The organism is Xanthomonas sp. CFBP 7698, assembly GCF_003600855.1.
GTDB classification, from domain to species: Bacteria; Pseudomonadota; Gammaproteobacteria; order Xanthomonadales; family Xanthomonadaceae; genus Xanthomonas; species Xanthomonas cannabis.
The window spans coordinates 491,114-515,335 of the sequence record NZ_PRDN01000002.1 but is presented as its reverse complement, the minus strand read 5'-3'; the positions used below and the strand labels follow the sequence as shown (position 1 = coordinate 515,335).

Sequence of the window (24,222 nt, the reverse complement as noted above, 5' to 3'; positions counted from 1 at the left end):
CGTTACGCGCTGCACTTCCGCGGCCATCGATTCCTGCAGCGCATTGCATCCGCAAGCGCAGCAAGCATCAGCCATGCAGCTCCGCTCTTACGAATCCCAAATCCCGGCACCTCAAATCAACGCCTTCAACCGATACAAGGCCTCCAGCGCCTGCTTGGGCGTGAGCTCGTCCGGATCCAGGGCCTGCAGCGCTTCCTGCGCGGCGGAAGAGGGCGCGGTGAACAGCCCGAACTGTTGCGGCGCATCCAGCGCGGCCGGCGCCATCTGCGCGCTATGGCTTTCGCCGCCGCGTTGTTCCAGCTCCGCCAGGCGTCGTCGCGCCTGGGTCACTGCCGCCTTCGGCAGTCCGGCCAACGCGGCCACCTGCAGGCCAAAGCTCCGATTGGCCGGCCCATCCTTGACCGCATGCATGAACACCAGGCGCTCGCCGTGTTCGACCGCGTCCAGATGCACATTCGCAATACCGCTGGCCCCGCCGGCATGCGATTCGTCGGCCAGCGCGGTGAGTTCGAAATAATGCGTGGCAAACAGCGTGTAGCAGCGATTGGTATGCGCCAGGTGGCGCGCTACCGCGTCGGCCAGCGCCAGGCCATCGTAGGTGGAGGTGCCGCGGCCGATCTCGTCCATCAGCACCAGCGAGTGCGGGGTGGCGTGATGCAGGATGTAGCTGGTTTCGGCCATTTCCACCATGAAGGTGGATTGCCCGCGTGCCAGGTCGTCGCCGGCACCAATGCGGGTGAGGATGCGGTCGATCGGCCCGATCACCGCGCGGCTGGCAGGCACGTAGCTGCCGATATGCGCCAACAGCACGATCAAGGCGTTCTGCCGCATGTAGGTCGACTTACCGCCCATGTTCGGGCCGGTGATCACCAGCATGCGGCGGTCGGCATGCAGCTCCAGATCGTTGGGCTCGAACGGTTGGTCGCGTACCGCTTCCACCACCGGGTGACGGCCGCGCTCGATGCGCAGGCACGGCGCGCTATCGAGTTCCGGCTGCGACCAATCCAGTGCCTGCGCGCGTTCGGCGAACGCGGCCAGCACATCCAGTTCGCTCAATGCACCGGCGCAGCGCTTGAGGCCTTCCAGCTCGGTGCCCAGCGCATCCAGCAGGCCTTCGTACAGCAGTTTTTCGCGCGACAGCGAACGCTCGCGCGCGGACAGCACCTTGTCTTCGAAGCTCTTGAGTTCTTCGGTGATGTAGCGCTCGGCGTTGGTCAGCGTCTGCCGGCGGCTGTAGTGCAACGGCGCCTTTTCCGCCTGGCCCTTGCTGATCTCGATGTAGTAGCCATGCACGCGGTTGTAGCCGACCTTGAGCGTGGCGATGCCGCTGCTGGCGCGCTCGCGTTGTTCCAGATCGATCAGGAATTGGTCGGCATTGGTGGACAGGCGGCGCAGCTCATCCAGATCGGCGTCGTACCCGGTGGCGATGACGCCGCCGTCGCTGAGTTTGAGCGGCGGTTGCTCGGCCACGGCGCTGATCAACAGATGCGCGGTGGCATCGTGTTCGCCGAGTTCGGCATGCAGCGTCTGCAGTCGCGGCGAATCCAGCGGTGCCAGGATTGCGCGGACCTTCGGCAATAGTGCCAGGCCATCGCGCAGGGTGGAAAAGTCGCGCGGGCGCGCCGAACGCAACGCCACGCGGGTAAGGATGCGTTCCAGGTCGCCTAGTGCGCGGAAGGCCTCGCGCACGTCGACATCGGCGCCCGCGTCGATCAAGGTGCCGACCGCGTGGTGGCGCTGTACCAGCACTTCGCGCAGGCGCAGCGGACGGTGCAGCCAACGTCGCAGCAGGCGCCCGCCCATCGGCGTGACCGTGCTGTCCAGGACGCCGAGCAAGGTATTGCGGGTGTCGCCATCGACGCGCGTATCCAGCTCCAGATGCCGGCGCGTGGCCGCGTTCATCGAAATCGCTTCGCTGGCCACTTCCATCGCAATGGAGGTCAGGTGCGGCAGCCGCTGTTTCTGGGTCTCTTCGACATACCCCAGCAAGGCGCCGGCCGCAGCGGTGGCGCAGGGCTTGTCGTCGATGCCGAAGCCGGACAGATCGTGCAATTTGAAGAACGCCAGCAACTGGCGCCGACCACTGTCGGCATCGAACAGCCACGGTGGCCGCCGCCGCACGCCGATACGCCCGCGCAGGAACTCCGGCCAGTTGTCTTCGTCGGGCACCAGCAGCTCGGCCGGCTCCAGGCGCGCGATCTCAGCTTCCAACGCATCCACGCTGTCCACTTCGTTGACCAGGAAGCGCCCGCCGGCCAGATCGGCCCAGGCCAGGCCGTAGCCCTGCTTGCTGCGCGAAATCGCCATCAACAAGGTGTCGCGGCGCTCGTCCAGCAGCGCCTCGTCGGTGACCGTGCCGGGCGTAACGATGCGCACCACCTTGCGCTCGACCAGCCCCTTGGCCAGCGCCGGGTCGCCGATCTGCTCGCAGATCGCCACCGACTCGCCCAACGCCACCAGCCGCGCCAGATAGCCTTCATACGCATGCACCGGCACACCCGCCATCGGAATCGGCGCACCACCGGAGCTGCCGCGCTGGGTCAGGGTGATATCCAGCAGGCGCGCCGCCTTGCGCGCATCGTCGTAGAACAGCTCGTAGAAATCGCCCATGCGGAAGAACAGCAGCAGGTCGGGGTAGTCCGACTTGGCGGCGAAGAACTGCTTCATCAGCGGCGTGTGCTCGGGGGTTCCCGTGCCCTGCTTGGCTTTGTCTTTGGTGTCGGTGGTTTGCAATTACGTCTTCCGGAATCTGGCGCGGTGAGGGGCGGGCAGGTGGTGACCCGCGGTGCCGGTGGCAGGCGTGTGGCCGGGCGCTCCGCGCGGCGGCTGAGCTGGCTGGGTCAACGGCGGCGTGCAAGTTTAAGCCGAGCCGCCCGGGATCGCGATCCGGGCGCTTGCCCATGCGCCGGCGGCTCAGTTGTTGCGGGGGCGACGCGCTTCTGCCCGACCCGGCGCAGCGGTGGCGATGCCTTCATCGCAGGCAGGGGGCGCGGCCGGTGACGCTGTAAGCAAGCCGATCACCGCTGATGACAGAGGTACCGGCGGAGGCGGCGGTTGGTTGGCGCTCGTGCGACACGCTGCATCGGGCATCCGATTCAGGCTGCGTGGTGGCTGGAGGTCATGCCCCCTGTCGAGATGGCGTCCGACGGTGCTGATCAGCCGTGCCGTTATCTTGCTGAAGGCCTTCGCCTGTCTCGGCATGTGTCGCTCAGGATCCAGGGCCGAGCCACTCCACATCGCCGTGGCGGCGGCGGGGATAGAGTGCCCAGCCACTCATCACGTACGACACGCCGCATGGATAACCGACATCAGGAATGGATGCAGGCCGTCACCGACGCGCTCAGCGACCTGCTGGCCGCGCGCGTTGCGCAGGCCACGCTGCTGGAGGCCATGCTGGTCTCGCATCCGGATCCGGTCGCCTTGAGAAAGGCATGGGACGAGCTGTCGTCTCAGCGGATTGCCGTCGTTGCACAGAACAAGGCCGCCGCTGCGGTGGAGCGGCCGATGGATGGCTACACGCTGGACCAATTCCAGGCCTGGGAAGAAAAGTTTCGCCGCTATTTTCCGCGCGATGTGGATCTGGAATAAACGGAGGCGCGACCGCGCGTTCTTGCCGGCAACCAAAGAGTCGGTGTGCAGTGTGCGCCCTCGAGGCCTGCGTGCTTCGATGATGAGAGCGCTGCACAAGCGGCAGGATTCCTGAAGTCCGTTGGCGCATCTCCGGCCCACCAAGCTGGCCAGAGGCATCGGGCTGAAGGTCAGACGTCCCCCATCCGCCCTTCGGGCACCTTCCCCCGCAGGCGGGAGAAGGGACCGCGGTTGCGGTGTGCCATGCACTGGCGTGTCGCATCTCCGGCGGGGGTCACGCTGTAGTTGCCTTGCGCTTGGCAGAGCGCTGCAAGACACGGATCTCGTCGAGTGCTTTGCCATTGCCGGATCGCTTAAGCATGCTTCTGCGGCAGAAGATGACCGCAACATCGCCGCTGCTGCGTGTGGTCACCGGCCAGGCTATTCCGCTGCCGGAGAGGGTGGCCCGATCAGCCAACGCAGTTGCTGAAACGCGCCGACCTGTGGGCTCCCGGCAAGTCAGTGTCGGCCAAAATAAGCAGTTTACGGTCAATGTTGAAGCCAATACTTGGCGCATGTCAGTCCGCATCAATTGTCGTGCGGACGATGTTGGTTGTCGTCGGATAGCCATTTTTTGTCCGGTTCGCGGAGCTCGCTTGGCGTGCGGAAACAGCATGGACATGCGAGCACCAACGACACAGTGCAGGCCGAGGTCGTTGGCCGCCCAGCCACGAATGCGCGCAGTTGCCTGGCACGCGCGTCAACGCAATCTGTGCAGGGGTTAAGTGCGTATGCCGTGCCTTGCACACACGCCTGTCGCTTCAGGGCTGGAACTCTTTCGTCTTTGGAAAAGCTAAGATCGAAGCTTGTGCAATGTCGGAGGCGCCAATGATCGATCGTCGTACCTTTCTTGTCACGGGTGTGGCGGCCGCTGCCGCCAGCTTCAGTGCATCGGCGGCCCGGATCGCGCAGACGCCGCGCGCCAACGGGCCGGCGCCTTGGGGCGCAGTGCCCAGCGCACGCCAGCTGCGGTGGCATCGATGGGAGCAATACGCCTTCGTGCATTTTGCGATGAACACCTTCACCGACAAGGAATGGGGCTACGGCGACGAGGATCCGCGCAAGTTCGATCCCAGCGATTTTTCAGCCGATCAAATTGTCGCTGCGGCCAAGGCCGGCAATCTGAAAGGACTCATTTTCACGGCCAAACACCACGATGGTTTCTGTCTTTGGCCGACACGCCTGACCGAGCATTGCATTCGCAACTCGCCCTACAAGAACGGCAAGGGCGACATCGTCGGCGAAATGGCAGCGGCGTGCCGACGCGCTGGCCTGGCGTTCGGTCTTTACCTCTCGCCCTGGGATCGCAACCACGCCGAGTATGGTCGCCCCGGCTATATCGACTATTTCCGCAAACAGATCGTCGAACTCTGCACGGGCTATGGCGACCTGTTCGAGTTCTGGTTCGACGGTGCCAATGGCGGTGACGGCTATTACGGTGGCGCACGCGAATCACGCAAGATCGACGCGCCCGCTTACTACAACTGGCCGCGGATGATCGAGCTGGTGCACCAGCACCAACCAATGGCCTGCACCTTCGACCCACTCGGCGCCGATATCCGCTGGGGCGGCAACGAGGATGGTGTCGCTGGCGATCCGAGCTGGCCGACCATGCCCAATGCCCCGTACACCCAGGAAAACGGCAATTCCGGCGTGCGCGGCGGGGCGCTGTGGTGGCCGGCTGAAACCAACACGTCGATCCGCCCGGGCTGGTTCTATCACGCCGATGAAGACGGCAAGGTGCGTAGCCCGGAAAACCTGGTGCGCTATTTCGACACCTCGGTTGCGCGCGGCACCAACATGAACCTCAATCTTCCGCCCGACCGACGCGGCCGCATTCCCGACCACGACGTGGCGGTGCTGCAGAGTTTCGGCGACGCCATCCGCGCCAGCTTTGCCATCGATCTGGCCAAGGGCGCCAAGGCCAGCGCCAGTGCGTCACGCGGTGCCGGGTTCGAGCCGGCGCGCGTGCTCGACCGCCAGCCGGACAGCTACTGGTCCACGCCGGACGCGGTCACCACGCCGACGCTGACGCTGGAGCTGTCGGCAGTGCATAGCTTCGATCTGATCCGGCTACGCGAATACCTGCCGCTGGGCGTGCGCGTCACCCGCTTCGCAGTCGAAGCCGAGGTCGATGGGCAATGGCGGCGGCTGACAGAAGCGCAGTGCATCGGTGCGCAGCGCATCCTGCGCCTGGATCGCCCGATCGCCGCGCGCCGGGTGCGCCTGGTCGTGCTTGAGGCGCCGGTGTGCCCGGCGATCAGCGAATTCGCGTTGTTCCGCGCGGTTGCGCCGGTGCCGGTCGCGCGGCCGACGGCGACCGCGCCGGACGTGCTGTCCAGCGCTGGCTGGCGCATCGTCGAGGCGAGCGCGCCAGGGGCGGATACGTTGCTGGACGACGATGCCAGCACGATCTGGATCACGCCCGCTCCCACGCCGGCCCATCCTGTGCAGGTGACCATCGATTTGGGTGCGCTGCGTCAGGTTGCCGGTTTCAGCCTCACGCCCTCGCGCACAGTCATGAACGGTGCGGCGCCGCCGAAGGGCTATCGCGCCGAAACCAGCGAAGATGGCCAGCAGTGGCAGCCGGCCGGTGCCGGCGAGCTGTCCAATATCGCCTATGCGCTCTCGACTCAGCGGTTGAACTTCCCCGAAGTCCGCCAGATCCGCTACCTGCGGCTGTCGTTCGCGGAAACGGCAGTGCCTGCCGAGCGGCTGGCGATTGCGGGGATCGGTACGTTTTCGCGTATGCGATAAGCGCTTGCCCCCCCTCGCGGCCATGCGCCGCGAGGGGGGGCGTAGTTGAAGCGGTGCAGTTTCACTGGTTTGAAAATGCGTGAAATCGGTGAAGACGAGGTGGGAGCATCGGCGACTTTGCCGAGACTGTACGCTATTGCTTGCCCCTACCGCGGCATTGGCGGGTTGTATGTGTCGACGTAGACAATCGAATGCAAGTGTTCAGGTGAAGCGACGAGGACGGGAATAGTTATCTGACGATATGTCAACGGCACTAACAAATAGTGCTGCATGGATTCCTGAGTGCGAAGTCCCGGGCCCACGAAATGCCGCAGGCCCGGGGTTGCGATTCTTGCTGCTACCGGAAATTAAGTAACCGCATAAATGTCCCGTGCGCAAGAAAATGCGGTTATCAGTCAAATTTTCTGATAGTCGCAGGTCAGATTTTCAAACTCGGGTAAATATCCTTGGTGGTCATAAGTCCCGCCGGCGTAGGTGCATACACGCTCAAGAGTACGTCCCGAAAGCCTGACTTTGCCATTCCATTTGTTCTCGCAACCCTTGTATGCCGGGATAACATAAGAATTGGGTGTTCCACCAGTCACGTGCAGCTTGCCAAAGCGTTCGCCCATCAAGACTGCGGCTCTGCCCTTGAAGCCCGGTTTAGGCTGGCACTGCGTAGTTTCACTCCGTTCGTGGCATGCGCTCCAGCTAGAGCCTTTGCTCCCGCTCAAGGAAAACGGGCCCCAGCCAGCAGGGGCAGGGAGCTCGAAGCTTGCACCAAGTTCAAACGATTCTTCATAGCACTGGCTCGTGCCAGACGTCAGCGAAACGACAACGCATTCGCCTCCTCGGTCGTTATAGCATGTGGCCCACCTTGAAGGGTCGATAAATTCTGATTTCTGATTTTTGCCTAGCCATCCTTGAAAAGAGGTGGTTAATTCTGCCGCCTCAGCAACGCCAACGGTCGCAGCTGCCGCAAACAAAAATGGCGCAATTTTGTTCTTTAAAAATTTCATTTTGAATCCTTGGGTGGTGATAGGTGGCTAAATGTGAAATTCAAAGCGTGAAGCGTGGCGCACGGAAAATTTATGAAAGATCCTAAATAAATATTTTATTGAGTGTTTTAGGTGCGGCTAGATTTAAATACAATTTTCCGCAGTTCAAAATCGTTACGGCACTGCCGTAGCCGATGAAACTGAAATTGATGCACTAGCATGGTCTCTGCCACACTAGTTTGGAAATTGAAATTTTTCTGGTCTATGCCTCGGGTATTTTAGGCTATCGGCTCAAAAATCGGGTTTCGTTTGCGAATCGCTATTAGCTGTGGCCCGATACGATAACTTGTCTAAATCTATCGCGTTCTTCAGTGGTTGCCGACGGCCGCGCGACTGCGCTTACAAGCGTGGCGCGAAGCGGCGGGGTCAACTCGACGTCTCCGCTATTGATGGAATCAAGCGTTTGCATGACTAATGAACTGTTTGCATCGCGTCTGATGAATTCAACCGCTGCATCAGCGGCGCCTTCAGGTGAGGAAAGTCTATATATCTTCTGAGCTGCCAAGCCACGAACGACCTCTTCGCTTTGGCCGGAAACAACCGAGTTCAATTGAGAAATTGCGCTGGTCCGTAACTTTCCTGCATCTGCAGAATCGTCTTTTTCTATCGTTCCAATGAAATTTAGCGCGGCAACTGCGGTGCGGGTGTCCGTACTTTGGTCGCTGAGACTTGATAGGGCATTTGCCAGAACATTTCGTGATGCTTGACCCGGAAGGTTCGAATACGTTTCATACATATGCGAATACAGAGTCTTATCCTTACTATCCCATATCCTGTTTGCTTCGTTAAGAAGGATGGATCTGCCTTCCGGACTGATCGCAAGCATGTTTCGCATCACGTCGCGGTCCATTTGATTGTTGGCGGGCATCTGGCCGTAGAAATCCGCGACAGCTTTCTTTGTGTTTTGATCTGAGTCGATGGCTATGGCCAGCCGCTGCGCGAAGGCATCGCGTTCTGCGCGAGACATTGGCGGGTCGGCGTAGAAACGTGCATAAAATGATTTTATGTGATATTGAACGTCCCCGGCAGAAAATGGCTTGTCGCCTTGAGGTGCTATGAAGTCGCTTTCGTCCCAATGCAGGTGATGATCGCTCGATTGGTTTGCAGGCCGATGACTGGACGGTGTCCTTGAGTTGGCGGTGCTCGCGTTTTTTTCGCTATCGACTGATGAAGCGACATTCATCGGGATGGCGGATTGATAAAAGTATAGTGCTGCGCTGAGAAGCAAGCCTCCAGTAATAAGGATGGGCGTGTATTTTTGTGTTCTTGAGTTCTGATCGTTCATCGGCTGAGTAAGTCCAGGTGAGTTGACTGATCTGTATGCCGGTGGGGCCTTTTGGACTGCTTGTTGTGATGCTTCGGTGCAGGGCGCATGTATGGATATTGATGCACGCCTGAAATTTTCAACATTTATCTTTTATCGATAAACTTAACTAGTTGAAAGCTGCGAGCGGAGGTTGGAACGGAACTGCGATTTTGGGGCATCTAGAATCGGCGCTTTGCATATGTTCCTGGCGGTCGCAGTTCTAAATATTTCATGTGGATGCTGTTTTCGTTTTCGCTGAACGTGCGCTGTGCGTTCGCGTAAAGTACGCGCTATGAGGTTTATACAAATGTCATTGCGTGACACGTACTGCCAAAGAACGAGAAATGCTGCTTGTGTGAATTTAAATATAATTCTTGACTGAAAAATTTTCGGTGGGGGCTGGTTCGATTAATAGTCGTCCTCTCAATCTGAGCAGTTATCTGGGATTGGTTGGTTGTATTCCTGGATGCGAAGTTAGTCGTTTATTTGCGATAAGTTGGACGATTATAGGCTTGGTTTGAAGGTCGCCATGAGGAAATGTGGGCCAGGCTAACCTTTTGTGGCATGTATAATTCGACCGGCGCGCCTTGCATGCCTGGGTTGGGAATCTGCTGATTGAGTGGCGCAAGTAGCAAAAAATTTCATCAAAATTATTACGCCGCGTTCTGTCAAACTCACTGCGAGGGGTAGATTTGCGCGGCGTCGATATCTTTTGCGAGGTGTCTTCGGTAAGGCCACTTGGGTTTGCCGAAGCAACCGTGACGCCGTACGACGACTTGTCGCATGTAGGACCGGAATGCCGGCGTGGAGCGCAGCACTGTGGTACTCCGGCGATTTCTGCCGGCGCTTAACTGACAGTGTGCGGGCCGCTTTGGGCTGTCAAGGCACACGGATGCCGGATTTTCTGCCGTTCAAGTGCTATGGCGCTTTGATGCTCTCCGCGTGATGCATGGCCGAGAAGCCGCGATCGGCTCTCGATTTTTTGATAAGGGACGCGTCGCCGGATGCCGGACGGTCAAAGGATGAAAGCGCGTGGCGTCGCGCGATCTGCGCTTAGACGCAGAGTCGTTGGCATTAGGCCTGCTGCATTTGCCTGCAGCACGATATCGCCGCTGTTGCGCGTGGTCTGCAGCAGGACGGCACACAACCCGTTAAACGCCTTGCGTTGCGGCGCCTTGTCGTCCTCGTGGCTGCTAGGGTCGCCGTTGCCGACGCCGATCAGGCGTGCGGGGCCGCGCACGGCGAACTGCACCTGATTGTCGGCGGTCGGCACCAGGCGCCCTTGCGCATCGACGATTTCCACCTTCACCACGGCTACGTCTTCCGCATTGGCGCGCAGTGCTTCGCGGTCGCAGCTCAGGCGGATCGCGGCCGGCTTGCCTGCGGTTTCGCGGCGTTCGGTGAGTACCAGTTTGCCGCCGCGATAGCCGCGCGCTTCGATTGCGCCCGGTGCATACGCCACGCGCCATTCAACGTGGCCGTAAGCGGGCACCTGCTGCATGCCCTGGCTGACGCCGTTGACCAGCAGTTCGACCGCTTCGAGATTGCTGTGGCACCAGACCTGTACGTGGCCGTTGTCGTCGGCTTGCAGCAGGCCGTCCCAGTTCCAGTGCGGGAACAGGTGCAGCACCGGTTCGCTGGTCCATTGCGCGCGGTAGTACCAGTAGTTGTCCTTGGGAAAGCCGCAGCTGTCGAGGACGCCGAACTGCGAGGCGACATTCGGCCAGCGGTTGTAGGGCGTGGGTTCGCCGCGGTAGTCAAAGCCGGTCCAGATGAAGCCGCCGGCGATGTACGGGCGCTGCGCGACATAGCTCCACCACGCTTCGGCGGTACTGGCCCACCAGGGGTGGTCGAGGTCGTAGGCGCGGGTGTAGCCGCGTTTGTCGTCGCGCTGGTAGTTGCCGCGCACCGACACGGTGCTGCCGGTTTCGCTGCCGTAGATCGGAATGTGGGGGTATTGCGCGTGGAAGCCGTCCATCTGGCTGGTGCGGTAATTGAAGCCCACCACATCGACCACCTGGCCGACGCCATCGCCGAAGCCTTTATCCATGGCAAAGGTGGTGGGGCGGGTGGGGTCGAGCTGGCGCACGCGCTGTTGCATGCGGGCGACGATGCGCGCGCCGCGCTCGGTGACCTGCTGCGGTTCTTCGTTGCCCAGCGACCACAGGATGATGCTGGGATGATTGCGCCCGCGCCGCACCATCGTTTCCAGTTCGCCCATGGCTTCGGGGTCGGTGGACATGCGGCGGGTTTCTTCGATCACGAACATGCCCAGGCGGTCGCACAGCGCGAGCAGTTCCGGTGTGGCCGGATTGTGCGAGCTGCGGTAGGCGTTGCAGCCCATCGATTTGAGCTGGCGCAGGCGCCACTCATGCAGGCTGTCCGGGATGGCGGTGCCGACGCCGGCATGATCCTGGTGATTGTTGGTGCCGTGCAGCTTGAGCGGTGCGCCATTCAATAAAAAGCCGCGCTGCGCATCGAAGGCGATGCTGCGCACGCCGAACGGTGTGACCAATGCATCGACCGCTTTGCCGTCGCTGTGCACGCTGGTAGTCAAACTGTAGAGCCGCGGGGTGTCGATCGACCACAGCGCGGCCTGGCCGAGCGGCAGGGTCTGTTCGACGACCTGCATCTGGCCCGGCGCAACCGTGATGGTTGCGCTGGCTGCCTGGGCAACGGTGCGTCCATCCGGTGCGGTGATGCGCGCCTGCACCACGCACTGGCGTGGCGCGGTGCCGTCGTTGTGCACTTCGGTGGAAAGCTGTGCAGTGGCATTGCCGTCCTGCACGGTGCTGCGCACGAACACGCCATCTTGCGGCAGATGCAGCGGGTCGGTCTTCTGCAGCCACAGATGCCGGTAGATGCCGGCACCTTCGTAGAACCAGCCTTCGCCCAGCGTGGCATCCACGCGAACGGCGATGATGTTGGGCTTGCCATAGTCGAGCACCTCGCTGAGGTCGACTTCGAAGCCACAGTAGCCGCTGGCATTGCGGCCGACGATATGGCCGTTGCAGAACACGATGCAGTCGCGGAACACACCGTCGAACACCAGGCAGATTCGCTTGCCCAGGTCGCTTGCCGGAATCTGCAGCGTGCGCCGGTACCAGCCCACGCTGTTTTGCGGGAAGCTGGTACCCAGTGCCTTGTAGCCATGCGCGGCGGCCGGGTCTTCTTCGGTCATCGAGGCCGAGATCGGCTCAGGACGGAAGGGCAGGGTGACGGCCCAGTCGTGTGGCAGGTCCACCTGCTGCCAGGCACTGTCATCGAACGCCAGCTGCGCGGCGGTCGCGGTGTCCTTGCCGGCCTTGGCGAAGGTGCGTTGGAAGGTGCCGAACTGGAAATCGCGCGATGCATCACTGGCGTGGCCCAGGTGGAAGCGCCAACCGAAGTCGAACAGCAGTCGCTCACGCGGTGCCAGCGCTGCATCGCCCAACGGCGCAGGCGTTGCGGAGCCTTTTGCAGCGGCCAGGGCAGCCGCAGCGCCGGCAGACACCAGTGCACCGGCTGCGCCCACCGGCAATGCGGCGCTCACGCCACTGGCCAGCATGCCGCGCAGCAACTCACGCCGATTGATGCCACTCATGGTTGCGTCCTTTTGCCGACTTCTGCGGAACCGTCTGGCGTACTCGCAGCATGTTCGCTTGCGTTGGGTTTACCCGACGCAGGCACACCGGTGTACGGGTGGCGCATGAAGTCGATCGCCGGCAGCACCTCGTTGCCGTGCTTGAAGTCGAAGAAGCTGGCGTTTTCCCATGACGAGCCGGTGCCCCAGCGCGTCTTGCAACTGCTGCTGGTCCATGCCGGTTCCCAATACACCACGCCGGCGCCACCGGTATCGATGACCAGTTGGGTGAGATCGACCATGTACTTCGCCTGGCCCTGCGGTGTGGCCGGGTAGCCGGCAATCAGCGAATCTTCGCCGAGCAGGTTATGCGAGGTGTCGCCGGCGTCCAGCGTCCACGGATACGCGGTTTCCACGACCACCACATCGGCGTCATAACGGCCGCGCAGGCGCTTGATGGTCTTGCCCAGCTGCGCCATCGATTGGGTGGACCACTTGCGGTAGTAGCTGATGCCGATCAGATCGAAATCGGTGACCCCGGCCTTGGTGGCCGCGGCAAACCACGGCTCCACATTTTCCGGCTGGGCGATATGCAGCATCACCCGCGGCTTGATGGCGGAGCGCGCGCTCATGTCGCGCACTGCCTTGATGCCGGCATTGAACAGCTTGGCGTTGCGCTGCCAGTTGATCGGGCGCTTCTTGTCCCAGGGCGTGCTGTCCATCAGGTCGGAATTGCTTTCGTTGCCCACCTGCACCAGTTCCGGCATCAAACCGGCGCGGTCGAGTGCGCTGAGCGTGTCGTAGGTGAAGCCGTAGAGCGTGCGCGCCAGCTCGTCGGTGTCGGTGATGCTGGCCCAGGCCTTGGGAATCAGCTGTTTTTCGCCGTCGGCCCAATCGTCGGAGTAGTGCAGGTCCAGCAACACCTGCATGCCTTGCGCGCGCGCACGCGCAATGGTTTTCTTGACGTCGGACAGGTCGCTGTATTTGGTCCAGCGCGCATCGTTCCACAGGCGCACCCGCACCAGGTTGGCGCCGTGTGCGTGGAAGAGTTCGAACGGATCGGTGACCACGCCGTTTTCGCGGTATTGCACGCCGCATTCCTCCATCTCGTTGACGTAGGACAGGTCCGCGCCGAGATACAGCGTGGCCGGCGCCGGGCCGGCGTGTGCGGAGGTGGAGATGGCCAGCGCCAGTAGCGCGGGCGTCCAGCGACGGCGTGGTGAGCGCATGCAATTCCTCGACTGATAAACGTGGAGCGGGTGACAGCATGCCGCAGGCAACCGCGCTGCTGCACGGCCGCTGTGCAGAATCCAAACGTGGATTGCAGATTGCAGTCCACACTGCGGCTGCTGCTTTGTGCAGATGCGCGTTGATCGGATTGGCTGCGTTCAAGTGCTCGCAGCCGATCTGGCAACGCGTAGGGTGGCCAACAAAACGTAGCGGTCGTCAGGCCGGTGCGGGCGGTGCGCTCAGCACCGCAGTGTACGAGCGGTACCTGCCGCGCGGAGCACCGAGTGCGCCCGCCTGGCAGTGAGCGCCACTGTGTTGTTGACGGCGCTTAGAACCGGTAGGTCGCTTCCAGCTGGTAACGGCGGCCGAACACCTGGTAGCCGCCATCGTCCTGGTTGGCCAGACGGTTGGGCTTGTTGTCGGTGTAGGCGCGCAGCGGCTCGTTGGTGAGATTGCCGGCCTGGAAGCGTAAGCCCAGCTGCTTGCTGTACTGCCAGTTCAGGCTCAGATCCACCGTGCCTTCGCTCTGCAGGCGTGCCAGGCGCGCGGCATTCCAGCCGTACACCACGGTGTAGGGGCTGTGGTACTTGTAACCCACACGCGCTTCGAAGGTGCCGTTGCTGTACCACAGGTCGAAGGTGCCGGTCTTGCGTGCCAGGCCGCTGAGCGGCAGCGGGTTGTCTTCGGGCGAGAATTCCTTGAGGTTGGAATCCACCAGCGAGAAGTTGGAGTAGACGCCGAAATTTTCCATGTGCGGGATGAAATAGAACGGCGTCTGGAAGGTGAGCTCGACACCGTTGATATGGCCGCCGCCGCCATTGAAGGGCGCGCTGACCAGGTAATCCAGGCCGTTGATGATTTCGCGGTCGGTGCGGTAGCCGATGCTGGAATCCACTTCCTTGCGGTACACCGCCAACGCCGCCAAGGCTTCCTTATGGAAGTACCACTCGTAGGACACGTCGACCTGGGTGGCCTTGAACGGGTCCAGCTGCGGGTTGCCGCCGCTGCCGGTGAGCTGGCCGACGGTGACGCTGGGGTCGTCCAGGCGACGGCCGGTGCGCAGCTCGTCCAGCGGCGGACGCGCGATGACCTTGGCCACTGCAAAGCGCAGGATGCGCTGGTCGTCGATCAGGAAATTGAGCGTGGCGCTGGGCAGGACGTCGGTGTATTCCTTGCTGTCGGTGCTGGGCTGGATGGTGCTGCCCACCGAATCGAAACCGTCGCTGGTGGTCTTGGTGTTGACCAGGCGCACGCCGACATTGCCGGTGACATCGGTGCCGAACAGTTGCGAGCTGAAGACCGCCTTGGCGAAGGCTTCGCGCACATCTTCCTTGACGTTCCAATGGTCGAGCAGTTGTTCGTCGAGCGTGCCCGGATCGAAACCGCCAAAGCCCACCCGCGCGATCTCGGCCATGTTGCCGCCGGTCAGCGTGGGCACGTTCAAGTCGGGCATGGTGACCGGATAGATCAGGTCCTGGTATGCCGCGATCGGTTGATCGAATCCGGACTGGTTGCCGATGAAGCGGCGGTTCTGTTTTTCGCGTCGTGCCGCGCGCGCACCGAACTCCAGCGAATTGAACGGGCCTGCGTCCACCGCGCGGCTGGCGTTGAGCGCCAGCGCGGCGATCTTGTCGCGCAGCGCCTGCGGCTCGGTCTGGCCGTTGATGCCCCACTCGGGCGTGTCCGAGCTGGTGCTGATTGTGGGAGTGACGCTGCGGCGGAAATCGAACGAAACGGTGTCCGGGTTGCTGCCGAAGCGCACGGCCTGCCAGGTGTTGTCGCGCTTGGCCTGCGAGAACGACAGGTCGCTGCCCAGCGTCCACACATCGCCGCTCCACTTGGCGTTCAAACCGCCGGCGGTGAGGGTCTTGACCTCGTTGTAGTGGCTGACCACATGGTCGACCTGCAGGTTGGAATTGGCCAGGGTGCCGGCCACCACGTCGCCATCGACGATGGTGTAGGAGGAGCCCGGCGTGGTGTACGGATTGGCGCCGGTCGAGAAGGTGCTGAAGGCCAGGCCGTTGAACCAGTTCTGCAACTGGTCTTCGTCGATCTCGATGCGCGAATACAGGCCGTCGAACTTGAGTTCGAAGTTGCCCGAGCGCCACTGCACGGTGCCCATCGCGCCGGTGCGGGTCTGCTCGGTCAGCTTGAGCTGGTCGGCTGCGCCGAAGGGGGTGGGGTCCACGGTGCCGTCGCCATCCACATCGCGCGAGGTGGCGGCATCGGTATAGCCCCAGCTGCCGATCGAGGAGTTGGCGTTTTTCTGCTTCTGATACGTGGCGCCCAGCGCCACCGCCAGGTTGTCGTTGATCTTGTGCACCCAACTGGCGCCGAGGCGGCTGCCCCACGGGTTGTAGCCGTCCACATCCTTGGCGTGGTCGTAGAACACCGGGCCGGCGGTGCCGACGAAGCCGGGGCCTGTGTAGTCGAGCGGACTGATGGTGGAGATGTCCACGGTGGCGGCCAGGCCGCCGGCGACCAGATCCGCCGACTGCGTCTTGTAGACCTTGACGGTGGAGACGATCTCGGTGGGGAACACTTCCCAGCGCACCGCGCGATTGGGTTCGGAGGAGGCGATTTCGCGCCCGTTGACGGTGCCCATGGTCATGCGCGGGCCCAGGCCGCGCACGGTGGCCAGGCTTTCGTTGCCGCGGTCGCGGGTGCCGTTGACGCCGGGCAGGCGCACCAGCGCTTCGGCCACGGTGACATTGGGCATCTGTCCCATGTTGTCGGCCGAGATCACTTCCATGACGTGATCGGACATCTGCTTGGTCTGCACGGCCTGGTTGAGGCTGGCGCGCTGGCCGATCACGGTGATGTTGTCCAGGGTTACCGGCGCCTGGCCGCTGGCGGCGCTGCTGCTGCCGGTGGCTGGCGGCGCGGCCGGCGCGGTGTCCTGGGCCTGCGCACCGAAGGCGGTGGCCAGGACCAGGGCGATGGTGGTGCAGAGGACGTCGCGGACCGGCGTGCGGCGCAGGCGCCGGCTGGCCGAATGGCCGGTGTGGTGAACAGGCATCGGTTGATCCCTCCCAGGACAAAGTGACCGAATGAGTGGTGGTGGCTGCCGTGGCCCACCGGCGCCGACATGGGTCTGGCGCGGCCGAGCGGGCATGGCGGAGTGGTGCGGTGCGGTGTTACTGGAGCGTTGGTTGCTGTGGCGCTGTGGCGAACGATGTCGCGCTGGCGTCCCCTTGTCCTGCATGTGTCCGCTTCAGGGTAGAAGCGCGAGTCATTCCATTCCAATGAAGCATTTTGCGGCAGCTATCTCAGCTTGGAATGCTGCACTGCAGCGCTAGCGCCTGCTTGGTCACACTTCCGCGGTGGGTGCCGGTTTGGCCAGCCGAAGTTGCCCAGGGTGCCGCCTGGCACCCTGGTCTCGCCGCTACCGTGTGCTGGCGGCGAGCCGGGGCAGTGCAGGGAAGGCGCGCTGCACGCAATCGCTGCGCTCGCAGGTCAGGCAGCCCGGGCCGATCGGCACCGCATCGTCCACCGCGCCCAGATCCCAGCCGCGCGCATACACCAACTGGTCGGCATGGCGCAGGTCGCAGCCCATCGCCAGTGCGAAGGTCTTGCGCGGGCGGCCATAGCCCGGCGCGCCGCTGCTGACTTGCCGCGCCAGCCAGAAATAGCGGCGTCCGTCGGGCATGCGCGCAATCTGGGTCAGGATGCGGTCGGGCTGGTTGAATGCCTCGTACACGATCCACAGCGGGCAGGCGCCGCCGACATGCGAGAAATGGAAGTCGGTGGCCGAGTGGCGCTTGGAGACATTGCCGGCCCGATCCACCCGCATGAAGAAGATCGGCAGCCCGGCCGCCCCCCGTCGCTGCAGGGTGCTGAGCCGATGGCACACCGCCTCGAAGCCGACCCCGAAGCGGTCCGCCAGCCATTCGATGTCGTAGCGCGAGCGCTGTGCGCTGTGCAGGAACTGGCTGTACGGCATCACCAGCGCGCCGGCGAAATAATTGGACAACCCGATGCGCGAGAGCGCGATGCGCTCGGCATCGGCGAAGCCGGCATCGGCAATGCGCGCGTCCAGCAACGGTGCGCATTCCAGCAATGCCAGCTGCGCGGCCATCTGGAAAGCCTGCTGGCCGGGGCGCAGATGCGCCGGCAGCCACAGCACGCGCGCCTGCGCATCCACGGCGCGCCTGTCGCTCTGCAGGTCGGTGGCCTCCTGCACGAGCAGGCCGTGGCGGTCGGCCAGCCGTTGGCGCAGCCGCAGCGGCAGGTTTTCCGGGGTCAGCCCCAGTTCGGCATACAGCGCCTCGGCATGTTCATCCAGCTCGGGCAGGTAGTTGTGCGCGCGGTTGAAGTAGTCGCGCACCTGTTCGCCGGGCGACAGCGAGGGCAGGGCGGCGTGCTCCACCCCGATCTGCACCTCCAGCGCAGCATTGCGCTCGAGCAGCTGCTGGTGGGCGCGATGCAGGTCCAGTAGCGCCTGCGCCACCTGCGGCAGGTTGCCGGTAAGCGCCCGCAGCTCGGCCGGCGACAGCGTATGGCCCAGGCTGCGCAGCGATTCGTCCAGCGGTTCGACCAGCGCGGCCGGGTCGTCCAGGTCCAGCAGGCCGTCCAGATCGCCCAGCGTGGCCTTGAGCCGCTGCTGGATCGCCAGGGTGAGCGGACGCTGGTTACGCTCGATCTGGTTGAGATAGCTCGGCGACAGCCCAAGCCGGCGCGCCAGCTCGGCCTGGGTCAGGCCGTGGCGCTGCCGCAGCCGCTGCAGGCGCAGGCCAAGCTGGTGACGGAACGGGGGCTGCGTCTGGGGCATTCGCAAGATTCGCAAAATTGTGCCGCCAGCTTAGCGCGATTAAGCAGATGCTGGCTGGGAATGCGAGTGCGCGCTGCGAACAATGCGAAGCACTGGGCCGTCCGGCCCGATGTCTTCTGCGAGCGAGCCTGCAATGAGCGAATCCGTCCCCCGCGTGTCCCTGTTGATCGACGGCGAGTTGGTGGTCTCTGCCAGCGACCGTTGGCAGGACGTGGTCAATCCGGCCGACCAGTCGGTGCTGGCGCAGGTGCCGTTCGCCACCACCGCCGAAGTGGACGCGGCAGTGGCCGCGGCCAGCCGTGCCTTCACCAGCTGGCGCAAGACGCCAATCGGCATACGCGCGCGCATCTTCTTGAAGTACCAGCAGCTGATCCGCGAGCACATGCCCGAGCTGGCCGCGCTGCTGAGCGCCGAGCAGGGCAAGACCCTGGCCGATGCCGAAGGCGATGTGTTCCGTGGGCTGGAAGTGGTGGAGCACGCCGCGGCGATCGGCAACCTGCAGCTGGGCGAGCTGGCCAACAACGTCGCAAATGGCGTGGACACCTACAGCTTGCTGCAGCCATTGGGCGTGTGCGCGGGCATCACCCCGTTCAACTTCCCGGCGATGATTCCGCTGTGGATGTTCCCGATGGCCATCGCGACCGGCAACACCTTCGTGCTCAAGCCCTCCGAGCAGGACCCGATGGTGACCATGCGGCTGGTGGAACTTGCGCTGGAAGCCGGCATTCCCAAGGGCGTGCTCAACGTCGTGCATGGCGGCGAGGACGTGGTCAACGCGCTGTGCGATCACCCCGACATCAAGGCGCTGTCGTTCGTCGGCTCCACCAAGGTGGGCACGCATGTCTATCGCCGCGCCTCGCTGGCCGGCAAGCGCGTGCAATGCATGATGGGCGCCAAGAACCACGCCGTGGTGCTGCCGGACGCCAACCAGGAGCAGACCCTCAATGCGATGGTCGGTGCCGCATTTGGTGCTGCCGGCCAGCGCTGCATGGCGGCGTCCACGCTGGTGCTGGTGGGTGAAGCGCGCGCGTGGATCCCGCAGCTGGTGGCCAAGGCCAAGGGCTTGAAGATCGGCGCCGGCAACGCCCCGGGCACCGAGGTTGGCCCGCTGATTTCCTGCGCCGCGCGCGAGCGGGTGGAAGGCTTGATCGCCTCCGGCGTGGAGCAGGGCGCCACGCTGGAACTGGATGGTCGCGCCCCGAGCGTGCCGGGGTTCGAGCAGGGCAACTTTGTCGGCCCGACCATCTTCTCCGGCGTCAAACCGGGCATGCGCATCTACGACGAAGAAATCTTCGGGCCGGTGCTGGTGATTCTGGAAGCCGCCACGCTGGACGAAGCCATCGCGTTGGTCAACGCCAATCCCAATGGCAACGGCACGGCGTTGTTCACCCAATCCGGTGCCGCCGCGCGGCGTTTCCAGGAAGACATCGACGTGGGCCAGGTGGGCATCAACGTGCCGATTCCGGTGCCGGTACCGCTGTTTTCGTTCACCGGTTCGCGCGCGTCCAAGCTCGGCGACCTGGGCCCGTACGGCAAGCAGGTGGTGATGTTCTACACCCAGACCAAGACCGTGACCGCGCGCTGGTTCGACGACGAGACGCTGGGCCACGGCGTCAACACCACCATCTCTCTCAAGTGACCCGATCGCCATGAATGCAGCCATCCAGCTACACCCCAACGCGGCCGATCTGAACGACGAGCAGGAAGCCTTCCGCGCCGCCGCGCGCGACTTCGCCGACAAGGAACTCGCCCCGCATGCCGCGCAATGGGATGCGGAAGGCCACTTCCCGCGCGAGGCGATCGCCAAGGCCGCCGAACTCGGCTTTTGCGGCCTCTATACCGACGAAGGCGTGGGCGGCCTGGGCATGCGCCGGCTCGATGCGGCAGTGGTGTTCGAGGAACTGGCCACGGTCGATCCATCCACGTCGGCCTTCATCAGCATCCACAACATGGCCACCTGGCTGATTGCCAGCTACGGCACCGACGTGGTGCGCGCGCAGTGGGGCGAGGCGATGACCAGCGGCGCCAGGCTGGGCTCGTACTGCCTGACCGAACCGGGCAGCGGCTCGGACGCAGCGTCGCTCAAGACCCGTGCGCAGCGCGACGGCGACAGTTACGTGCTCAACGGCAGCAAGGCCTTCATTTCCGGCGCGGGCGCCACCGATGTCCTGGTGGTGATGGCGCGCACCGGCGACGACGGTGCACGTGGCATCAGTGCGTTCGTGGTGCCGGCCGATGCGCCCGGCATCAGCTACGGCCGCAAGGAAGAGAAGATGGGCTGGAACAGCCAGCCCACGCGCGGCATCACCTTCACCGACGTGCGCGTCCCCGCCAGCCATCTGCTGGGCAAGGAAGGCGAGGGCTTCAAGATGGCGATGAAGGCCCTGGACGGTGGCCGCATCAATATCGCCGCCTGCTCGCTGGGGGCCGCGCAGGGCGCGTTGGACGCCGCGCGTCGCTACATGGGCGAGCGCCGCCAGTTCGGCAAGAAACTGGCCGATTTCCAGGCCCTGCAGTTCAAGCTGGCCGACATGGCCACGCAACTGGTGGCCGCGCGGCAGATGGTGCACACCGCCGCACGCAAGCTCGACGCCGGCAGTCACGATGCCACGGTGTGGTGCGCGATGGCCAAGCGCTTCGCCACCGATGCCGGCTTTGCCATCTGCGACGAGGCCTTGCAGATCCATGGTGGCTACGGCTATATCCGCGAGTATCCGATCGAACGCTTGCTGCGCGACAGCCGCGTGCATCGCATCCTGGAGGGCACCAACGAGGTAATGCGCATGATCGTGGCGCGTCACCTGCTCAACGGCGAGGAGGAACTGCGATGAGCGACTGGGAAGCACACGCCCATACCGGCTTGCAGGTGCAGCGCGACGGCCATGTGGTCATCGTCACGCTCAGCAATCCACCGGCCAATACCTGGACCGTGCACAGCCTGGCAGCCTTGCGCGACCTGGTGCGCGCACTGGATGCCGACCGAAGCGTGTATGCGCTGGTCATCACCGGCGAAGGCGACAAGTTCTTCAGCGCCGGTGCCGACCTCAAGCAATTTGCCGATGGCGACAAGGCCAACGCGCGTGAAGCTGCGCGCCGCTTCGGCGAAGCCTTTGAAGCCTTGAGCGCCTTCCGCGGCGTCTCGATCGCCGCCATCAACGGCTATGCGATGGGCGGCGGACTGGAGTGCGCCTTGGCCTGCGATCTGCGCATCGCCGAGCAACACGCACAGCTCGCCTTGCCCGAAGCCAGCGTCGGCCTGCTGCCATGCGCAGGCGGCACCCAGAACCTGCCGCGTCTGGTGGGCGAGGGCTGGGCCAAGCGCATGATCCTGCTCGGCGAACGCATCGATGCCCCCACCGCGCACCGGATTGGATTGGTGGAGGAGGTGGTGGGCAAGGGCGAATCGCGCGCGCTGGCCCTCGCCTGGGCGCAGCGTGCCGGCAAGCAAAGCCCGGCCAGTGTGGCGGCCTGCAAGCGGCTGGTGCAGTCCACCCGCCACGGCACGCACGCTGCCGCACTGATTGCAGAGCGCGAAGCCTTCGTTGACCTGTTCGAGCACGCCGATCAAGCCGAAGGTGTTGCAGCATTCCTGGAAAAACGCGCACCGCAATGGAGCGCGCAGTGATGGTGGAGACCAGCACGGCTGACCAGGCACCGGTACTGTTCGAGCAACGCGAGTGCACCGACGGGCATTGCATCGGCATCGCGACCTTGAACGCACCCAGGACGCTCAATGGCCTGTCGTTGCAGATGGTGCGTTTGCTCGACACCCAATTGCGTGCGTGGGCCGATGACGCCCGGATTGCCTGCGTCGTGTTGCGCGGCGCGGGCGAAAAAGCGCTGTGTGCCGGCGGCGATCTGCATGGCTTGTACCAGAGCATGCGCGCGCATCGCGACGCGGTACCCGACGCTGCGCTGCGACAGGCAAGGCCGCAGGACAATGCGCGCGCCGCGGCATTCTTCGAAGAAGAATATCGGCTGGACTATCGCATCCACACCTATCCCAAGCCGTTGCTATGCTGGGGCCACGGCATCGTGATGGGCGGCGGCATCGGCCTGATGTCCGGCGCCAGCCATCGCGTGGTGACCGAGCGTTCGCGCCTGGCCATGCCCGAAATCAGTGTGGGTCTATTTCCCGATGTCGGCGGCAGCTGGTTGCTGCGCCGCGTGCCGCAGGGCGCCGGGCTGTTTCTGGCGCTCACCGGCGCGCCGCTCGACGCGAGTGACGCCATCTACGCCGGCCTGGCCGATGTACGCCTGGAGCACGCGCAGTATGCGGCGGTGCTGGATGCCTTGAGCGCACATGCATGGACAGGCCATGCCGACGACGATCGCCTGCAACTCAGTGCGTTTCTGCAGGGCATTGCGCAACCGATGGAGCCCGGTCCGCTGCAGCTTCATGCGCAGCTGATTGCACACTTGGTGGCTGGCGAATCGCTGGAGCAGGTGGTTGCTGCCATCGTGGCCCTGCAAAGCGAAGATGCCTGGTTGCAGGCCGCGCGCAGCACCCTGGCGGCCGGTGCGCCAGGTTCGGCGCGGCTGGCGTGGGAGCTGCATCGTCATCCGGACACCGCAACACTGGCCGACACGTTTCGCATCGAGTACGTGGTCGCGCTGCACGCCGCCGCGCACGGCGATTTTGCCGAAGGCATCCGCGCGCTGCTGATCGACAAGGACCGCCAGCCGCACTGGCAGCCGGTCACCTTGGGCGAGGCAGACGCGCAGTGGGCTGCCGGTTTTTTTACCGCACCCTGGTCGGCGGCGCAGCATCCGCTGGCAGATCTGCGTGCACGCCAGGCTTAGCCACCGCGTGTGCTGCAGGCCTGCTACCGCGCGTGCGGCAGTCATCGCCTGCATTGCTCCGGCGCCGCGCGCCATCGCCCTGCCTGCGCGCAACCACCCCGTTTGATAGTTGCTCCCTCCTGGAGATCGCACAATGAGCAAGATCGCCTTTATCGGCCTGGGCAACATGGGCGGCCCGATGGCCGCCAACCTGATCAAGGCCGGGCACCAGTTGCGGGTATTCGATCTGCTGCAAGGCGCACTGGACGCCGCATCCGCCGCCGGGGCCCATGTCGCCGCCTCGGCGCACGACACCCTGGCAGAGGCCGAGGTCGTCATCTCCATGCTGCCCGCCAGCCGGCATGTCGAAGGGCTATATCTGGGCGAGGGCGGCATCCTGGCGCAGATTCCGGCCGGAGCGCTGGTCATCGACTGCAGCACCATCGCACCGGTGTCCGCACGCAAGCTGGCCGACGCTGCGCGCGCGCGCGGGCTGGCGATGCTGGATGCGCCGGTCTCCGGTGGCACCGCCGGCGCCAGCGCCGGAACGCTGACCTTCATCGTTGGTGGCGATGCCGACGTCCTGGAACGCGCGCGTCCGGTGTTGCAGGCCATGGGCAAGAACATCTTTCACGTGGGCGACAACGGCGCCGGCCAGGTGGCCAAGCTCTGCAACAACATGGCCTTGGGCGTGATCATGGCGGCGACCGGCGAGGCGCTGGCGCTCGGCGTCGCACAGGGCCTGGACCCGGCAGTGCTGTCGCAGATGATGGCGGTCAGTACCGGCCGCAGCTGGGCCACCGAAGTCTGCAATCCGTGGCCGGGCGTGCTGCCCAACGCACCGGCCTCGCGCGGCTATACCGGCGGCTTCGGCAACGACCTCATGCTCAAGGATCTGGGCCTGGTGGCCGAATCTGCAGTGCAGGCCGGCGTGTCGATTCCGCTGGGTGAGCTGGCGCGCAACCTGTATGCCATGAACAGCCAGGCCGGCAACGGCGCGCTGGATTTTTCCAGCGTGGTCAAGCTGGTGGCCAAGGTGTAGACCGGTGCAGCCTCGCAACGCGTGATGCGGGGCGGCTGCATATCGGCAGGTGATGTCATCGCATCACCTGCAGGTGTAATAGTCTCCGCCAGCGCGCGCGCCTAAGGT

14 protein-coding genes and 1 other RNA gene are annotated in these 24,222 nt (G+C 63.8%); 7 read left to right on the top strand and 8 right to left on the bottom strand.

Features of this window, described 5'->3' with window-relative positions; translation table 11 throughout:
- Window positions 1-111: 111 nt before the first annotated feature.
- Window positions 112-2,667 carry a DNA mismatch repair protein MutS gene (gene mutS, locus XnspCFBP7698_RS10080; protein WP_343203219.1) on the bottom strand — a complete coding sequence of 852 codons (2,556 nt, stop codon included), beginning with the start codon at window positions 2,665-2,667 and terminating at the stop codon, window positions 112-114.
- 627 nt (window positions 2,668-3,294) lie between these two features.
- Here mutS and XnspCFBP7698_RS10075 point away from each other — a divergent pair.
- Together XnspCFBP7698_RS10075 and XnspCFBP7698_RS10070 are read left to right on the top strand one after the other, a co-directional pair.
- The gene (locus XnspCFBP7698_RS10075) at window positions 3,295-3,588 is read left to right on the top strand and encodes a hypothetical protein (protein ID WP_052077005.1); all 294 of its coding nucleotides are present in this window, start codon (window positions 3,295-3,297) and stop codon (window positions 3,586-3,588) included.
- A gap of 867 nt (window positions 3,589-4,455) precedes the next feature.
- Window positions 4,456-6,384 carry an alpha-L-fucosidase gene (locus XnspCFBP7698_RS10070; protein WP_123137477.1) on the top strand — a complete coding sequence of 643 codons (1,929 nt, stop codon included), beginning with the start codon at window positions 4,456-4,458 and terminating at the stop codon, window positions 6,382-6,384.
- Between the two features lie 395 nt (window positions 6,385-6,779).
- Here the strand turns inward: XnspCFBP7698_RS10070 and XnspCFBP7698_RS21360 are convergent, their stop codons facing one another.
- The 7 genes from XnspCFBP7698_RS21360 to XnspCFBP7698_RS10040 form a co-directional block, all read right to left on the bottom strand.
- Window positions 6,780-7,382: a hypothetical protein gene (locus XnspCFBP7698_RS21360; protein WP_147423591.1), complete on the bottom strand. Its 603-nt coding sequence runs from the start codon at window positions 7,380-7,382 to the stop codon at window positions 6,780-6,782.
- Window positions 7,383-7,683: 301 nt separating this feature from the next.
- The gene (locus tag XnspCFBP7698_RS21745; protein ID WP_233548954.1) at window positions 7,684-8,706 is read right to left on the bottom strand and encodes a hypothetical protein; all 1,023 of its coding nucleotides are present in this window, start codon (window positions 8,704-8,706) and stop codon (window positions 7,684-7,686) included.
- Window positions 8,707-9,742: 1,036 nt separating this feature from the next.
- Entirely contained in the window at window positions 9,743-12,310 is a 2,568-nt protein-coding gene (galA, locus tag XnspCFBP7698_RS10060; RefSeq protein WP_123137404.1) for a beta-galactosidase GalA, read from the bottom strand.
- Window positions 12,307-13,518, bottom strand: a complete 1,212-nt coding sequence (locus XnspCFBP7698_RS10055) for an arabinogalactan endo-1,4-beta-galactosidase (RefSeq protein WP_123137403.1) — start codon at window positions 13,516-13,518, stop codon at window positions 12,307-12,309. Before XnspCFBP7698_RS10055 ends, galA begins: the two co-directional genes overlap by 4 nt.
- A 195-nt stretch (window positions 13,519-13,713) precedes the next feature.
- Window positions 13,714-13,786: non-coding RNA, sX9 sRNA (locus XnspCFBP7698_RS10050), on the bottom strand.
- 61 nt (window positions 13,787-13,847) lie between these two features.
- Entirely contained in the window at window positions 13,848-16,538 is a 2,691-nt protein-coding gene (locus XnspCFBP7698_RS10045) for a TonB-dependent receptor (RefSeq protein ID WP_123137402.1), read from the bottom strand.
- Window positions 16,539-16,904: 366 nt separating this feature from the next.
- Window positions 16,905-18,290 carry a short-chain fatty acyl-CoA regulator family protein gene (locus tag XnspCFBP7698_RS10040; protein ID WP_123137401.1) on the bottom strand — a complete coding sequence of 462 codons (1,386 nt, stop codon included), beginning with the start codon at window positions 18,288-18,290 and terminating at the stop codon, window positions 16,905-16,907.
- A 133-nt stretch (window positions 18,291-18,423) separates the two neighbouring features.
- Here XnspCFBP7698_RS10040 and XnspCFBP7698_RS10035 point away from each other — a divergent pair, with 133 nt between their 5' ends.
- The 5 genes from XnspCFBP7698_RS10035 (at window position 18,424) to mmsB (ending at window position 24,114) form a co-directional block, all read left to right on the top strand.
- Window positions 18,424-19,929, top strand: coding sequence for a CoA-acylating methylmalonate-semialdehyde dehydrogenase (locus XnspCFBP7698_RS10035; RefSeq protein ID WP_123137400.1), 1,506 nt, complete (start codon window positions 18,424-18,426; stop codon window positions 19,927-19,929).
- 10 nt (window positions 19,930-19,939) lie between these two features.
- Complete coding sequence (locus tag XnspCFBP7698_RS10030) at window positions 19,940-21,121, top strand: acyl-CoA dehydrogenase family protein (protein WP_047694301.1); 1,182 nt, start codon at window positions 19,940-19,942, stop codon at window positions 21,119-21,121.
- Window positions 21,118-21,915: an enoyl-CoA hydratase gene (locus tag XnspCFBP7698_RS10025; RefSeq protein WP_104581031.1), complete on the top strand. Its 798-nt coding sequence runs from the start codon at window positions 21,118-21,120 to the stop codon at window positions 21,913-21,915. Before XnspCFBP7698_RS10030 ends, XnspCFBP7698_RS10025 begins: the two co-directional genes overlap by 4 nt.
- Window positions 21,900-23,093, top strand: coding sequence for an enoyl-CoA hydratase/isomerase family protein (locus tag XnspCFBP7698_RS10020; protein WP_104581032.1), 1,194 nt, complete (start codon window positions 21,900-21,902; stop codon window positions 23,091-23,093). The genes XnspCFBP7698_RS10025 and XnspCFBP7698_RS10020 overlap by 16 nt, the downstream gene beginning before the upstream one ends.
- A gap of 133 nt (window positions 23,094-23,226) precedes the next feature.
- Window positions 23,227-24,114 (top strand): 3-hydroxyisobutyrate dehydrogenase, encoded by an 888-nt coding sequence (gene mmsB, locus XnspCFBP7698_RS10015; protein ID WP_123137399.1) that lies wholly within the window; start codon window positions 23,227-23,229, stop codon window positions 24,112-24,114.
- Window positions 24,115-24,222 lie beyond the last annotated feature (108 nt).

Coding starts and splice junctions, on each gene's coding strand:
- mutS (WP_343203219.1), bottom strand. CDS start 2,667: ATGAAGCAGTTCTTCGCCGCCAAGTCGGACTACCCCGACCTGCTGCTG.
- XnspCFBP7698_RS10075 (WP_052077005.1), top strand. CDS start 3,295: ATGGATAACCGACATCAGGAATGGATGCAGGCCGTCACCGACGCGCTC.
- XnspCFBP7698_RS10070 (WP_123137477.1), top strand. CDS start 4,456: ATGATCGATCGTCGTACCTTTCTTGTCACGGGTGTGGCGGCCGCTGCC.
- XnspCFBP7698_RS21360 (WP_147423591.1), bottom strand. CDS start 7,382: ATGAAATTTTTAAAGAACAAAATTGCGCCATTTTTGTTTGCGGCAGCT.
- XnspCFBP7698_RS21745 (WP_233548954.1), bottom strand. CDS start 8,706: ATGAACGATCAGAACTCAAGAACACAAAAATACACGCCCATCCTTATT.
- galA (WP_123137404.1), bottom strand. CDS start 12,310: ATGAGTGGCATCAATCGGCGTGAGTTGCTGCGCGGCATGCTGGCCAGT.
- XnspCFBP7698_RS10055 (WP_123137403.1), bottom strand. CDS start 13,518: ATGCGCTCACCACGCCGTCGCTGGACGCCCGCGCTACTGGCGCTGGCC.
- XnspCFBP7698_RS10045 (WP_123137402.1), bottom strand. CDS start 16,538: ATGCCTGTTCACCACACCGGCCATTCGGCCAGCCGGCGCCTGCGCCGC.
- XnspCFBP7698_RS10040 (WP_123137401.1), bottom strand. CDS start 18,290: ATGCCCCAGACGCAGCCCCCGTTCCGTCACCAGCTTGGCCTGCGCCTG.
- XnspCFBP7698_RS10035 (WP_123137400.1), top strand. CDS start 18,424: ATGAGCGAATCCGTCCCCCGCGTGTCCCTGTTGATCGACGGCGAGTTG.
- XnspCFBP7698_RS10030 (WP_047694301.1), top strand. CDS start 19,940: ATGAATGCAGCCATCCAGCTACACCCCAACGCGGCCGATCTGAACGAC.
- XnspCFBP7698_RS10025 (WP_104581031.1), top strand. CDS start 21,118: ATGAGCGACTGGGAAGCACACGCCCATACCGGCTTGCAGGTGCAGCGC.
- XnspCFBP7698_RS10020 (WP_104581032.1), top strand. CDS start 21,900: ATGGAGCGCGCAGTGATGGTGGAGACCAGCACGGCTGACCAGGCACCG.
- mmsB (WP_123137399.1), top strand. CDS start 23,227: ATGAGCAAGATCGCCTTTATCGGCCTGGGCAACATGGGCGGCCCGATG.